This window comes from Flavobacteriales bacterium, assembly GCA_016712535.1.
In the GTDB taxonomy this organism is placed as follows: domain Bacteria; phylum Bacteroidota; class Bacteroidia; order Flavobacteriales_F; family PHOS-HE28; genus PHOS-HE28.
Genome location: JADJQW010000002.1, coordinates 2,332,615 through 2,347,651 on the forward strand (window position 1 = coordinate 2,332,615; position 15,037 = coordinate 2,347,651).

A 15,037-nucleotide genomic window follows, 5' to 3' on the forward strand; every position below is an offset into this window, starting at 1 on the left:
CTCAGGCGGCATGCGGGATAAGCCCGTAGCCTGCGGGCTTCAGTGCGGCGAGCATGGCATCCAAGGACACCATCTCCCTTACCACTTCCACCTCGGCGGTTCCGTTGGGCTGGTCGATAACGGCACCCAATACCCCAGGTATGCGGTCAAGGATGATGCCCGCGCTCTTGGCACAACCAGCGCAGGTGATGCCAGTAGTGTTGAAGTGCAGTCGTTCGGTGGACACATCGTATCCAGCCAGTCTGACGGCGGCAACAGCTTCGCGTACAGCTTTTGCGGGTGTTTCGCTGGAGATGGTAGCGCGTTGGGTACCGAGGTCAACTTGTGCGTCAGTAACGCCAGCCGTTGCTTGCAGGGCTTGTTGTATGCGAAGTGCGCAATGGGCGCTGTTCACATTAAGGAGTGGCAGAGTGATGTTCAGGGTGTTCATGGCTATGTCCGGTTTACGATGACAAAGTTCTGGGCACCCCTCGCCGAGGTAGTTACAGGATGATGGATAAGTGTTACATCAGGCATCGTTCGCTAGCGCACTTTGTCCAACGCATTGCGGCGTTCTGCACCAATTCGCTTGAAGTGGGTAGGGCTGTGTCCCACGAATTGGGCGAACTGGTTGCTGAGGTGTTGCACGCTACTGTAACCGAGCTCATCGGCTATTTGCGCAACGCTCAACTCATCATACACCAAGAGTTCCTTCGCCCGTTCAATGCGCAGGAGGTTGTGATATCGTTCGAGGGTGGTCCCTTCCACTTCGGAGAATAGCTTGCTCAGCCCTGAATACTCCGCATTCATGGCGCTAGCCAGCCACTCGCTAAGCTTAACATTCGCGCGTGTCAGTGCGCTGGAACGCACATGTTCACGGAGGACGCCTTTGATCTGCTCCACCGTCCGGGCTTGTTTGCTTTCGATCAATTCGAAACCCAGGCGTTTCAAACCCTTCTCCAGCTCTGCTCGCTCGCGAGTTTTCAGTGGACGGTCAAGGATCACTTGACCAAGCATGATCGACACATATTGGAGGCCTGAACCGATCAATAGGTTGCTCACCGCCGTTGTGCAGCGGTCGCAGACCATGTTCCGTATGTAGATCTTCTTGCTCAGCATGGCTATGAATGGGGAAGCGATCTGATGCGGTGATCAGGGGAGGCACCCGGCAGGTTGCCTCCCCCTTTCACCAACCCCGGCCAGCTTGCGCGGCTCGAAGGCATACATATCCATTACTGCTTCTCAAAACGAGCGGTACCCGACTCCCCCTTGCCGTTCGATAGCCGGATCACGTAGGCTCCATCGGGGAGCATTCCAATGTCCAGTTTCTGGTTGACCAGCGCACCGGCAAGCACCTCCTTACCGCTCGCGTCCAGCACGGTAGCATTCGTCCACGCACCACCGGCGATCGTGATCAGGTCCCTGGCCGGGTTCGGGCTTATGCCGACCATGGTGGCGGCCTGCTCGTTCACGCCGACGCCGGCATTCAGTGCCGCGTTGACCGCAGCGATGATGACCGGATCGTCGCTATTGCTATGTCCAACTTCGCTGTAGAACACGGTGTGGTCCGCACCACCAACAACGGCGATCGTGGGCATGCCCATGCCGCCATAGTGCGTGGTCTGTGCGCTTATGCCTGCGAACACCGTGTGCGAAAAGCTGTTGGTGCTCTTCCAGTTGTTCATCTGCGTGCAGGTGATGGCGTTCGTGAAACCTATGCTGTAGAGCTTCACGCGACTGGGGTCGCTCACGTTAGGGAGGACATTGGTCAGCAGGCTGTTGGCCGAAGTCACACAGGGCTGGCAGCCCATCATCACCAGTTCGATGATCACCACATCGCCCGCTTCCAACTCGGTGAAGAGGTTATGGGACATGCCATCGCAATCGTTCGCGGTGAAATCAAGGGCAGTGGTCTGGGCAATGCCCGAAAGAGCGAAAGCCGAGGCGGTCAGGACGGAGAAGAGCTTTTTCATGTACATGTTGTTTTGGGTTGAGTTGGTTGTTCCGTCGTGTCAAGGTTGAACGATGAAGGTGGCCGAGTACTGCTGGCCATCGCGTGTTGGGACCTGCACAGCGTAGAGGCCCGCTGCCAAGGACGGTGGAAGTATGCGAGCCATGCCGTCCATGAAGGACGTGGAGCCTGCGTGTACGATGCGGCCGGAAGCATCGCGCAGCAACACATCGAGCTTCCCGTTCAAGCGGGCAGCACGCAGGTTCAAGCTTCCGTTGCTGAAAGGCTGCGGCCATACTTGCAATTTGTCCAGCTCCGCGCCAGTCTCGCCGATCGCATTGGCGTCGATCACCAGGAACTGGCCCATCATGCCCTCATCCTCGTGCATCAGCAAGTGGCAGTGGTACATGTAAGGCATCTCTGGATCGGCGAAGTCATCGAAGCGTGTGATCACGCGCGCACTGCCCATGGAGGGCACGAAGACCACATCCTTCCAGCCGGTCTCCCAATCTTCCGGTGGCCCGCCGTTGCGGTCCAGGATGTTGAACTGGATATCGTGGATGTGGATGGGGTGGCCCACCATGGTGTTGTTGGTGAACTCCCAGATCTCGGTGGCGCCTAGTTGCACTACTTCGTTGTCCACCTCCATGTCGAAGAGCGCTCCATCGATGAGGAAGGGCCCTTCGATCATCTCCATCGGCATCATTCCCTCCGGCTCGAAGATGAACGAGCGCGTCACATCCACATCGGCTTCGTTGTAGGGCACCACGGGCGCCAGTGCGGAAGGAATCGTGGTGATCGGGTCGGCCGTGGGTGCTCCAACGCTGAAGCTGAGCAATGCGAAGTCTGCGCCGTTCAATGCGTTGTCGTTATAGCCATCCAGCGTGGCCATACCATTGCCCACCTCGGCCGCGCCGATGACGCCGTTGGGCAGTTCACTGTTGTAGGCCATCATGTCGAAGCTGTTGCCCTGCAAACCGCCCAGGTCTACGAGCAGTTCCACGCGCTCGCCCGGCATCAGGCGCAAGCGGGTCTTGGGCACAGGGGCGGCCAGCAGACCGCCATCGGTGCCGATCACCTGGAATGGCATGTTGTTCTCGAAGCCGATCAGGAACGTGCGTTCGCTCGATCCGTTCAAGCAGCGCAAGCGCACCACTTGGGCGGGCACTTCAGCAAGGGGTTGCCGTACTCCGTTCACCACTATTACGCTGTCCAAGCCAGTATGTACCGAAAGCATGCCGCCCACGATGGCCTTGGTTTGAAGGATCAAGGGGATGTCATCCACGCCATAGGTACGTGGCAGTTCCATGGCGGCCTCCAGGGCATCCCGCACGATGATCATGCCCGCAGCGCCCATGGTCACTTGGTAATCGGTAAGACCATGGCCGTGCGGATGGTACCAGAAGGTGCTGGCGCGGTCGAGCACTGTGAAGCTGGGGCTCCATGTGGTGTTCGGATAGATCAACGAGTGCGGGCCACCATCATTCTCTGCGCTCACATGCAGCCCATGCCAGTGCGTGGTGGTGAGGTCTGGCAAGGTGTTGGTCACGTTCAACGTCACGGCCTGCCCTTGGTCCAACATGATCGTTGGACCGAGAAGATCGCCGTTGTACCCGTATGTGGGCACAACTTCGCCGGGATGGAACTCCCAGGTGCCCTCTTGCAGCGTGAGCTGGATGTCGGTTCCGGTGAGTACCGGAGGTACGGGTAGTGGCGGTTGTGCGCTACTGAACAGCACGAATGCCAGACAAACGTAGACAGCGAACAAGCGCGGGAACAGAAGCAGGGCCGAGTGAGCTGATCTGAGAACCATACGGATATAGTGGTTGTAGGATGAACGGACAAAGCGCGCAACGATCCGTGCGCACCGAGCACATTAAGCTCCTACACCCGCAACACCCCTAGCGCTGCCAGCCGTTGGCCTTGCACCAGCGGTGGCCCATGGTCTCGATGCACCCAGAAAGGGTGCAGCACCGGCATCGATGCCCCGCAGCAACTCGCGCAGAACACGAACTCATCAACAGGGGCGGGAATACTTGTCCGTACCACCAACGTATTGGGGCTATCCACCGCATCGGCCTTGTAGAAGATGCAGCAGTTGGTGCGTACATGTTCGCCCGTTCCATTCACATCCGGCGCATAACAGTTCACTGGCTCGAACCACGAGGTGATCATTCGACCACTGGTGGTGCAGTCCATACGATAAAGAGCCGGAACTAGCGCACTCCAGGCAAATAGCAACACTAAGCCAATGGCAGCTTTACGTTGTGCTCGGTGAGTGGCTGGGCTGAACAAAGCAATCACAAACGTAGGGATGCTGCGGCGCCCTAAAGCGCACAAAAGCGCTCAAGGTTGGAAGGCAAGCTAGAACAAGGCGTGTGATCGAAGTACGCAAGTGCACCTATCCGATGGGTCGCATTCCTAGCTCCCACCGCGGTACGATCGTCCTTGTTCATCACCGCATCCGCGCCGCGTTCACGATCGCCAACAGGGCCACGCCCACATCGGCGAAGACCGCTTCCCATAGTGTAGCCAGGCCACCCGCTCCAAGAACGAGCACGATGGCCTTCACCCCGAAGGCGAGCACGATATTCTGCGTGACCACGCGCTTGGTGGCCTTGCCGATGCGTATGGCCTCGGCGATGCGTGAAGGCTGATCGTTTTGGATCACCACGTCGGCGGTCTCGATGGCCGCATCGCTGCCTAGGCCGCCCATGGCGATGCCCACGTCGCTGAGGGCGAGCACTGGCGCGTCGTTGATGCCGTCGCCCACGAAGGCCACCACGGCGGTGGGATTCTTCTTTACTTCTTGCATCTTCGTCACCTTGTCCTGCGGAAGCAGGTCACCGAAGGCCTTGTTGATACCGAGCTTGGCTGCCACGCGCTGCGTGATGCTCGACTTGTCGCCGCTCAGCATCACGATGTCGCGCACGCCGAGCGCACGCAAATCTGTCACTGCTTGTTGCGCATCGGCCTTGATCTTGTCGGCCACGGTGAGGTAACCCGCGTACGCGCCACCGATGGCGCACACTACAATGGTGTCCTCCACCGCATCCACTTCCGGCGGATAGACCACGTTGAACTTGCTCAAGAGCCTGGCGTTGCCTACCAGCACCTCTTTGCCTTGCACCGTGCCGCGCATGCCGTGGCCGCTGATCTCTTCCACGTTCGTCGCCTCGCCCACGGCAGCGCCATCGCTGTGTTGCAGCACTGCTTTGGCGATGGGGTGCGTGCTGTGCGCTTCCATCGCCTTCACGGTGCCGAGGAACTGTTGCGCATCCACGCCGTTGGCTGGCTTCACCTCTTGCACGGCGAAGACGCCTTCGGTCATGGTTCCGGTCTTGTCCATCACCACGGTGTTCACCTTGGTGAGCACGTCGAGGTAGTTGCCGCCCTTGAGTAAGATGCCCTTGCGACTGGCCGCGCCGATGCCGCCGAAGTAGCCCAGCGGAATGCTGATGACCAGCGCGCAGGGGCACGAGATCACCAGGAAGATGAGCGCGCGGTAGAGCCATGCATTGAACACGTACGGATCCACGATGAGCATGGGCACCAGCACGATGCCCACCGCCAACGCGACCACGATCGGTGTGTAGATGCGCGCGAAGCGGCGGATGAAGAGCTCCGTGGGCGCCTTGCTCTTCGCGGCGTTCTGCACCAGGTCCAGGATGCGTGCGAGACTGCTTTCGCCGAAGGGCTTGGTCACTTGCATATCCACCACCTTGTCCGTGGCGATCATGCCAGCGAGCACGGCAGCATCCTTCTCGATGGAGCGCGGCACGCTCTCACCGGTGAGCGCGGCGGTATCGAAGGAGGCCTTGTCGCTCAGCAGTTTTCCATCCAGCGGCACGCGATCGCCCACGCGGATGCGGATGGTGTCCCCGATTTTCACCTCGGCGGCGGGCGTTTCCACCGGGACACCATCCTTCATCACGTTCGCGGTATCGGGACGCACATCGAGCAGCGCCTGGATGTTGCGCTTGGCGCGGTCCACGGCAGCGTTCTGGAACAATTCGCCCATGGCGTAGAAGAGCATCACGGCCACGCCCTCGGGGTACTCGCCGATGTAGAACGCGCCGATGGTGGCTAAACTCATCAGGAAGAACTCGCTGAACACATCGCCCTTGCCGATGGCGCGCACCGCGCTCACCATCACCGGCCAGCCCACGGGCAGGTACGCTGCCAGGTACCAAACGAGCCGCCACCACGGCTGCTGCCAGAACAGCGGCGCCAGCTGGTCGATGGCGATGCCGCCGATGAGCAGCACGAAGGCGGTGATGGCGGGCAGGTAGGCGAGCCACGCGGGGGTGGCGGCTGCGTCCTTCTTGTGGTCGGTGGAGTGGTCGTGGTCGGTGCTCATGGTATGCTACTCAATGCGTATGTCCATCGTCATGGCTGTGCCCCGCCGTGGTATCGTGCGCAGCCTCCTCGTGCGCGTGACCGGCGTCGTGGCTGTGGCCCTCGTGCTCGTCGTGACCTTCGGCGGCGTGGTCGGGGCCGTCACCTTCGGTGTGGGTGCCTTCCTTGGCGGTATCGTTGGCATTCTCAGCAGGCGCACCGCAGGCGAAAAGGAATGCGGCGGCGAAGAGGGGAATAAGCGTGCGTTTCATGTTGATTTGGGTTTTGGGTTGTTGGTGTGAAATGTTCAGTCGTTGTTGTTGGTGCTGTCCTTGATGCGTTGTTTCCAGCGCACGTACCAGGTGCGGTGATGCAGGCTGATGAGGAAGTATACCAGCAGTGCGCCAGCGGCGGCAATCACGAACATGTTGAGGCCCACGGCGACGCCGATGGCGGCGGTACACCAGATGGTGGCGGCCGTGGTAAGGCCCTTGGAGTAACCGCTGTTCGCATCCTTGTACACGATACCGGCTCCGAGGAAACCGATGCCCATGACCACGTTGGCCACAATGCGGGAGGTGGCGGCCACATCCTCCAAATGCCCACCAATGCTGGTGAAGAGCGCCGCGCCCACGCACACGCTGGCGTAAGTGCGGAGACCGGCGTCGCGACTGTGGCGCTCGCGATCATACCCCACCACCGCGCCCAGCACGGCCGCTATCAACAGCTTACTGGCGATGACCAGTTCCTCTTGGATGTCGATCGGATGGATCTCCATGGGTCAGTGTCCATGGCCGTCGTCGGCGTTGTGCTGTTGCACCGGAGGTACGCTCATGCGCGGACCGCTGCTCATCTCAGCGCTCGCGAAACCGTTGCCGGTCTTGAAGCTGGGCACCACGGTGAAGGCGTTGGGGTTGGTAAGCACCACGCGGAAGCCGCCGTCCTTCAGCGGTTCGAAGACTGGGTTGGCGGTCTTCTGGTCAGCGAAACGGATGTAGGCCACGCCGCCCCATGCGGGAACGGAGGCCCCCAGAGTGTCCAGCAGGTAGAAGAGCGCTTCATCGCCGCGCAGCACCATTTCGATGCAGTGCGCTTCGGAACGCACGAGCTGCCCGCCGTGCGGGGCTTTGAAGGTGGGTTGTTGGGCATGGAGCGCGGCGCCTGTGAGCAGCACTAAGGGAAGGAGGATGTGTTTCATGGACTTGTCGGGGTTCGATCGTTGGTGGGATCCGGGTGAACGATGTACCGGTCGTGCAAGTAATTCGCCCAAGGGGCGAAGGCAGTAGATGTGGCGTGCTTGCGCAGGTCGAGGAGGAACTGTTCGTAGGTGAGCGCCTTGAACGTGTGCTCCGGATGCACAAGAAAGGTGCTGTACCCTGCGCAAGCATTCGCCACATGGCTGTTGCCTTCTGGATAGAGCACCATGAGCGTAGCGCAGGCAAACTGGTCTTTGAAGCGCTGCTGGATGCTCTCTCCGAGCAATTGGTTCCGCCAGATCTGCCGGTATTCATCGCGCAAAAGGCTCTTGATACAGCCTTCGCTATAAATACCAGCGGCGGCCATCACGCGATGATAGGCCGAACCCGGATCAAGGAGGTCATGGTCTTCCTTGCTTCCCTTGCCCAATGGATAGGGCCGTTCAGTATACTTCACCTCAATGCCCAAAAGCCCGCGCAAACCGGCTTCGTCCTCGTACTCCACGTATGCGTCGAAGCTTGTGCGGTCGTTCAGGAAATCGGTGCGCGGCATCGGGGCGTGTTCGATGCGTACTTCATCCACGCGCCTCAACTCGAAACCGAGCCAGGTACTGAAGAGCCTTCGACGGAACTCATCATCGCTGTTCAGCGGAATGAAGAGGTTCAATGGGATGTGTTCACTGCGCAGCAGGTTGGAGTATACGTTCCGGCTATAGGTGGGGTAGCGCTCGCGCACCGCATCGCGGATACCGAAGCCGTCGAAGAAATTCAGCCCCTTGCGGGCATCGGCCTCCAGCAGGTAGTTGCCATAGCGGCCGCAGGGTACACGTAGATGCTCCGCGCGGAACCGTGACTGATGCAGCCGAGCGCGCCCCAGGAAACCGGTTGGGTCCGCCTGCCGGTCCATTGCGTATTGGGCGCCTATGTCTTGCATCTCCTGCATTCGGTTCAATGCTTCGCGCAGCATACCTTGCGCGTGACGGTGCTATCGTTTCGCGTCAGCGCGGTGTCCGTTGGGCTTACTGCATCCAACCGGTGGAGGAGCGTGTTGTACTGCGCGGAGTCCAGTTGCACTTGTTGGGTTTGCTCCACTTGTAGTTTGCCGTAGTGTACCTCGCGGTAGGCCAAGCAAACCTGCCACAGGCCGATGCCCACGCCGAGCACCAAGGCCCACGCTGCGATGCTCAGGTTGCGTCGGTTCATCCGCAGATCATTGTCAGCGCGCACTTCATCCGGCATGCGGAAGCCGTCGCGCACATAGGCGATCAGGCCGGGGTTCACCAGGATGGAACTGAAGGCGGTCTCGTCCAGTAACTGATTGACCCGCGCATCATACACCTGGGCTGTAATGGGTTGATTGCCTTGCACCAGCCGTCCGAAGCGCGCTTGGGCCGGAAATGGTGATTCGTCGTACAGGATGACCAATCCATTCACCTCCAACTCGCGCAGCAGGTGAACCAGACTCACCAACTGACTTGAGAACTCGCGAACCCGGTCCACCAACACCTGTCCTTGGAACTGCTGCGCATCGAAGTGCATTTCCCAATGGCCGGGTGTGTGAACAAGATCTATGTCCCTGAGCCAGTCGTCGATCATGGCGGGCAGGCTGGGGATCCCGATCGAGTTGGCCAGAAGCAGTTTCCTGACCAGAGCCTGCTCGAATTCATTCAGTGTTCTCATGGCTTGTTATTCTTAGTGCTGGTGCCCACTGCTCGTATTCATCATGGCAATGATGTAGAAGGCTCCGCCCACCACCACTTCGGCGCCCTCTTCCACCGGTTCCATGAAGGTGACGGCGGTGTAGGCGCCGTCCGTAGTGCCGCGCTTCACTTGCACTTTCTTGAAGGTCATGCTGCCGGGCACGGGCGCGTGATCCTCGTGCCCTGCTTTTTCGTCATGCGCGTGTTCGTCGCCTTGGGCGTGACTTTCCTTGTTCTCCGCTGCGTGGTCGTGGGCTTCGCCTTCCGCGTGTTTTTGTTCCTCTTCTTCCTTGGGCGCAGGTTCCGCATCATGGTCATGGGCGTGTTCCTCGCCGGAGGCGTGGCTCTCCTTGTTCTCGGCGGCGTGGTCGTGTGCGTCCCCTTCGGCATGCTTGTGCTCGGCCTCTTCGGCGTGCACATGCGCTTCCTCACCATCGGTGCGGATGAAAACATAGTCCACGCCCATGTAGTTCACGATGGCGTCGGTGAGCACGGCGGTGACTTTCGCGTTGCCCACATCGATGCGGGCGGTAACGCCCATGCCGTCGATGAGCCCTTGGCGTTCGCCGGTAATCTCGGCATGCACGGGGATGGTCTTGGTCTCGCTCTCGAACGCGCTGCCGATGGCGAAGACCTTGGCGGTGTAGGTGCGCCCTGGGAGGTTGGTGAGCGTGAGGTCGATGTTCTGCCCCACTTTCACTTTGGCGATATCCTGCTCGTACAGGAACACATCCACGTGCAACTTGCCGTTGTTCACCACGCGCATCAGCGCCGCGTCGCCCGTCACCTTCGTGCCCACGTTCACACCGATGTGCGCCACGGTGCCGTCGATCGGGCTCACGATGGACGCTGAGCTGCGGAGGCCGTCCGCATCGAGGCGGTAGGGGTCGATGTTGATCATGCGCAGCAGTTGGGCGTTGGCGGTCACGGTGGCTTTCAGCGACGCGTTCTCCGCGGTGGCCTGTTGCAGTGTCTTGCGTGCGGCCACGTTGGCGTCGGCCAATTCCTGCTGGCGGGCGAGGTCGGCCGTGGAATACGTAAGGCGTGCCTTCGCTTCGATGTAGTCGCGTTGCAGGTCGATGATGGCGGGATCGGCGATCGTAACCAAGGGCTGTCCTTTGCGCACGGCATCGCCTTCCTGCACGAGCACTTCGCGCACGGTGCCGCCCATGGCAGCGGTGATATCGGCCATGTTCTGCGGCGGCACTTTCAGGAAACCGGTGGCTTTGAGGGCGGTGTTCAGGTCCTTGAGCTCCACGGTGCCGAGCTTGCCTTCGATGTTGGCGAATTGCACGGGTTCGATGGTGACACTGCTCTTGCTGCCACCTTCTTCACCGTGCTCGTCGTGACCACCGTGGCCTTCTTCTTCACCGGACGCAGCGCCGCCACAGGAGGCGATCGCTACGGTGAGCAGGAGCAAGAGGAGGAATTGCGGGATTCCGCCGAGGCGGGACAGGATGCGCGCGAAGGCGCTGTTGATCTGTTGCGTTTTCATATCGGATCGGTCTTAGAGGCCGTTGAGGGCACGGAGGTGGAGGACGGTGAGGGCGAGCTCGTAACGCACGCGCAGATGCTCGGCGTTGAGTTGGAAGGCCTGCTCGATGCCTTGGGTGAATTGGAAGTAGTCGGCTTCGCCAGCGGTGTAGGCCCGTTGCGCATCATCGCGCAAGGTTTCCGCCAAGGCAGCGCCGGTGCTCTCGTAGTACGCGAGGCTCTCGCGCAGTTGTGCGAGTTGCGCTTGCGTGCTGGCGCGTTCGCTGGTGCGTTGGCGGCGTGCGGCTTCCAGTTCCTGCGTGGCGATCTCGCTGCGCAGGCGCGCGGCCTTGGTGCGACCGCCTTGTCCGCTGCCGGGCAAGGGAAGCGATGCGCCGATCAAGTAACCGCTGAAGGGCGATTTGCCATCGAAGGTCTGGTAGAAGCCGCCGCCTTGCAAGCTGGGTGCCCATTGGCTGCGTTGCAATTTCCATTCGGCCTCGGCCACTTGCGTGCGTTGTTCCATGGATAGCAGCAGTGGATCGCTGCCTCCGCCGGGATCGGGCGTGCGTGCAGTGTTGAGCAATTCACCGGTGATCGGTGCTGCGCCGTTGAGCGCGCCGGTCCAGCGTTCCACTTCGGCCTGGTAGGCTTGCAGGTCGGCCTGGGCCTGGCGCAAACGCACCTTCACATGTTCGGCGCGACTTTGTGCGCTGGTCTTTTCCAGGCGACCGGTCTCACCGAGCTCGAAACGTTTCGTGGCGAACGCGGCCATGGAGGAGTACGCGCTATCGAGCTGTTGCAGGATGCGCACTTGCTCCAAGCCCATGGCCCATTGCAAGTAAGCACCGCCAGCGCTCTCCTTCACGTAGGCCGATGTGTTCAACTTTTCGTTCTCCGCCAGTCGCAGGCTTTCCTTCAAATAGGTGGAACGCCGCGCGATGGTGGTGGGGAAGGCGAAGCCCGTGGTGGCTTGTAGGTTGATGTCCGTGCGGTACGGCCCTTGGATCTGCCCCTGCATGAACTGCGCGTTCAGCGGTTGCAGGTTGAAGGCCGTCTTACGCAAGGCATCCTGTTCCTGCACGCCGAGTTCAGCAGCGGTCATGCTCGGATGCGTGCGCAACGCGCGTGCGATCACCGTATCCATGGGCACTTGGTTCTGTGCGGTAACACTTCCGCCAGCGAACAACAGCAGCAACGAGGCAACGATCAGCGGGGCTTTCGCCGTGCCACCGTCATCATCCTTGCGCTTCTTTCCAGCGCTCATGAAGAGCAGGTACAGCACCGGCAATACCAACAAGGTCAGGGCCGTCGCCGTGATCAGTCCACCGATCACCACGGTGGCCAAGGGGCGTTGCACCTCGGCACCGGAACTTCCGCTCAGGGCCATGGGCAGGAAACCCAAGGAGGCCACAGCGGCGGTCATCAGCACAGGACGCAGGCGGATGCGTGTGCCTTTAAGCACGCGTTCCTTCAGGTCGGTGATGCCTTCCTTCTCCAGTTGATCGAAGGTGCCGATGAGCACAATACCGTTGAGCACCGCCACACCGAACAGCGCGATGAAGCCCACGCCCGCACTGATGCTGAAGGGCATATCGCGGAGCAGCAAGGCCACCACGCCACCGATGGCGCTCATGGGAATGGCCGTGTAGATCAGCAGCGCGCGTTTCACGCTGTTGAAGGTGAAGAAGAGGAGCATGAAGATGAGCAGCAGCGCCACGGGAACGGCCACCATCAAGCGTTTGCTCGCTGCTTGCAAGTTCTCGAACGTACCGCCGAAGGTGTAGTAGTAGCCCGCTGGCAACTTCACATCAGCAACGATGCGGCGATCCAGTTCCTCCACGAAACTCTGCACATCGCGGCCGCGCACGTTCACGCCGATCACGATGCGCCGCTTGGCGTTCTCACGGCTGATCTGCGCAGGGCCGTTGATCAGTTCGATGTTGGCCACCTGTTGCAGTTGGATCTGGCCACCACGCGGGAGCGCCACGAAGAGTTCGCGCACATCGTCGATGCTCTGGCGCTGCTGTTCGGCCATCCGCACGACCAGGTCGAAACGGCGTTCGTTCTCGTAGATGGCACCGGTGCTCTCACCGGCGAAGGCCGTTCGCAGGGTGCTGTTGAGGTCGCGGATGTTGAGGCCGTATTGCGCCACGCGCGCCCGGTCATAGGTAACGGTGATCTGCGGAAGACCGGCGACTTTCTCCACTTGGGGCTCGCCCGCGCCTTGCACTTCGGCCACGATCGCGCTCATGCGTTCGGCGTAGGCCGCCAGCGTGTCCATGTTCTCGCCGTAGATCTTCACGGCCACGTCCTGGCGTATGCCGGTCATCAGTTCGTTGAAGCGCATCTGGATGGGTTGTGTGCTTTCGTAGAACACACCGGGCAGTTCGCGCAGGGCCTTCATCATGGTGTCCTGCAGCGATTCGCGGTCGTGCGCCGTTACCCATTCATCCTTTTCCTTCAGGATGATCATGAGGTCCGTGGCCTCCGGCGGCATGGGGTCCGTCGGGATCTCGGCGCTTCCCGTGCGGCCCACGACTTCCTTCACTTCCGGGAATTTCATCAGGATCCGCTCCACCTTGGCATTGTTCGCGATGCTCTGGCTGAGCGAGGAGCCTTGTGGCAGGATGCTGTGGAAGGCGAAGTCCCCTTCCTCCAAGGTGGGTATGAATTCCCCGCCCATGCGCGAGAACAGGAAGATCGAGCCGATGAAGAGCGCCACGGCCACGCCGATGGTCTTCAAGCGGTTGCGCAATGCGAAGGCGATGAAGGGGTCGTACCACTTCTGGAAACGGTCCATCATGCGGTCGCTGAAGTTGCGCGTATGCTGGGTGTTGCGCGGCAGGAAGAGCGCGCACATCATGGGCACGTAGGTGAGGCTCAGCAGCAGCGCACCGAGGATGGCGAAGCTCACGGTGATGGCCATTGGGCGGAACATCTTGCCTTCGATGCCGACCAGCGTAAGGATGGGGATGTACACGATGAGGATGATGATCTCCCCGAACGAAGCACTGCTCCGGATGCGGCTGGCACTGTTGAACACCTCGCGGTCCATTTCCTCGCGACTGAGGATCCGCCCTTTGAAGCGCGAATGCAGGTGATGCAAGGTGGCTTCCACGATGATCACCGCGCCGTCCACGATCAAGCCGAAGTCGATGGCACCGAGCGACATCAAATTGCCGCTCACGCCGAACGCGTTCATGAGGATGATCGCGAAGAGCATGCACAGCGGGATCACGCTGGCCACGATGAGGCCCGCGCGCCAGTTGCCCAGGAAGAGCACCAGCACGAAGATCACGATCAAGGCCCCCTCGATCAAGTTGGTCTTCACCGTATCGATCGCCCGTTTCACCAGTGAACTGCGCACGAGGTACGGTTCGATCACAACACCTTCGGGCAATGCCTTCTGCACGGTAGGGATGCGCGCTTCGATGGCTTCCACCACGGCGGCGCTGTTTCCTCCTTTGAGCATCATCACCGTGCCGCCCACTACTTCGCCTTCGCCATTGCGCGTCATGGCACCGTAGCGTGGTGCGCTGCCGAAGCCTACGGTGGCCACATCGCCGATGAGCAGTGGCACCCCGTTCTCCGGGGTCTTCACCACCACCTTGCGGATATCGTCCAGCGAGGTGAGCAGCCCTGCACCACGGATGGAGTAGGCATTGGGCCGCTTGTCGATGTAAGCGCCACCGGTGTTCTCGTTGTTGTTCTCCAAGGCCGTGAACACATCAGCGATGGTGACATCCATGCTTTGCAAGCGCTTGGGATCCACAGCCACCTCGTACTGTTTCACCTCGCCACCGAAACTGTTCACCTCGGCCACGCCCGGTGTGCCGATCAACTGCCGCGATACGATCCAGTCCTGGATCTCGCGCAGCTCGGAGGCGGTGAATGTCTTGGTGGTGCTGTCATCAGCGTGCAGCACGTACTGGTAGATCTCCCCCAGCCCTGTGCTCACCGGTGCGAGCACAGGTTCGCCCACCCCGGGCGGTATCAGCTTGGCCGCATCGCCGAGGCGCTGGTCCACGAGCGTTCGCGCGAAGTAGGTGTCCACGTCCTCATCGAACACGATGGTGACGATGCTGAGGCCGAAGCGGCTGATGGAGCGGATCTCCACCAGATCGGGCAAACTGGCCATGGCGCGCTCGATGGGCGAGGTAACGAACTGCTCCACCTCCTGCGCGGCCAGCGTAGGGGTGGTGGTGATCACCTGCACCTGGTTGTTGGTGATGTCGGGCACGGCATCGATGGGTAGCTGCGTGAGCGAATACGCGCCGTAGAGCACCAGCACGAGCGTGAAGAGCCCGATGATGGCCTTGTTGTGGATGGAGAACTTGATGACCTTGTCGATCATGGGAATGCTTGAGTGAAATGGACGGAACGAGAAGGCGCCGATG

The 15,037-nt window shown here is 60.6% G+C and carries 13 protein-coding genes; all 13 read right to left on the reverse strand.

All coding sequences use genetic code 11. From position 1 onward, the window contains the following. Position 1: 1 nt before the first annotated feature. Entirely contained in the window at positions 2-430 is a 429-nt protein-coding gene (locus IPK70_09855; GenBank protein ID MBK8227462.1) for a cation transporter, read from the reverse strand. Between the two features lie 92 nt (positions 431-522). Next, on the reverse strand, positions 523-1,098 hold the full coding sequence (locus IPK70_09860; protein ID MBK8227463.1) for a helix-turn-helix transcriptional regulator: 576 nt from the start codon (positions 1,096-1,098) through the stop codon (positions 523-525). Positions 1,099-1,211: 113 nt separating this feature from the next. Continuing rightward, positions 1,212-1,952 (reverse strand): T9SS type A sorting domain-containing protein, encoded by a 741-nt coding sequence (locus IPK70_09865; protein MBK8227464.1) that lies wholly within the window; start codon positions 1,950-1,952, stop codon positions 1,212-1,214. Positions 1,953-1,991: 39 nt separating this feature from the next. Beyond that, entirely contained in the window at positions 1,992-3,668 is a 1,677-nt protein-coding gene (locus IPK70_09870; GenBank protein MBK8227465.1) for a multicopper oxidase domain-containing protein, read from the reverse strand. A 146-nt stretch (positions 3,669-3,814) separates the two neighbouring features. Then, positions 3,815-4,105: a hypothetical protein gene (locus tag IPK70_09875; protein ID MBK8227466.1), complete on the reverse strand. Its 291-nt coding sequence runs from the start codon at positions 4,103-4,105 to the stop codon at positions 3,815-3,817. A 280-nt stretch (positions 4,106-4,385) separates the two neighbouring features. Next, complete coding sequence (gene cadA, locus IPK70_09880) at positions 4,386-6,290, reverse strand: cadmium-translocating P-type ATPase (GenBank protein MBK8227467.1); 1,905 nt, start codon at positions 6,288-6,290, stop codon at positions 4,386-4,388. 10 nt (positions 6,291-6,300) lie between these two features. After that, positions 6,301-6,540, reverse strand: a complete 240-nt coding sequence (locus IPK70_09885; GenBank protein MBK8227468.1) for a hypothetical protein — start codon at positions 6,538-6,540, stop codon at positions 6,301-6,303. Between the two features lie 35 nt (positions 6,541-6,575). Beyond that, on the reverse strand, positions 6,576-7,031 hold the full coding sequence (locus IPK70_09890) for an MgtC/SapB family protein (protein MBK8227469.1): 456 nt from the start codon (positions 7,029-7,031) through the stop codon (positions 6,576-6,578). 18 nt (positions 7,032-7,049) lie between these two features. Then, a complete protein-coding gene (locus IPK70_09895; protein MBK8227470.1) occupies positions 7,050-7,466 on the reverse strand; it encodes a hypothetical protein in 417 nt (138 codons plus the stop codon). After that, positions 7,463-8,398: a hypothetical protein gene (locus tag IPK70_09900; GenBank protein MBK8227471.1), complete on the reverse strand. Its 936-nt coding sequence runs from the start codon at positions 8,396-8,398 to the stop codon at positions 7,463-7,465. The genes IPK70_09895 and IPK70_09900 overlap by 4 nt, the downstream gene beginning before the upstream one ends. Before the next feature lie 14 nt (positions 8,399-8,412). Further along, on the reverse strand, positions 8,413-9,144 hold the full coding sequence (locus tag IPK70_09905; protein ID MBK8227472.1) for a hypothetical protein: 732 nt from the start codon (positions 9,142-9,144) through the stop codon (positions 8,413-8,415). Between the two features lie 12 nt (positions 9,145-9,156). Beyond that, on the reverse strand, positions 9,157-10,659 hold the full coding sequence (locus IPK70_09910; protein ID MBK8227473.1) for an efflux RND transporter periplasmic adaptor subunit: 1,503 nt from the start codon (positions 10,657-10,659) through the stop codon (positions 9,157-9,159). Between the two features lie 12 nt (positions 10,660-10,671). Then, positions 10,672-14,994 carry a CusA/CzcA family heavy metal efflux RND transporter gene (locus tag IPK70_09915; GenBank protein MBK8227474.1) on the reverse strand — a complete coding sequence of 1,441 codons (4,323 nt, stop codon included), beginning with the start codon at positions 14,992-14,994 and terminating at the stop codon, positions 10,672-10,674. Positions 14,995-15,037: the final 43 nt, after the last annotated feature.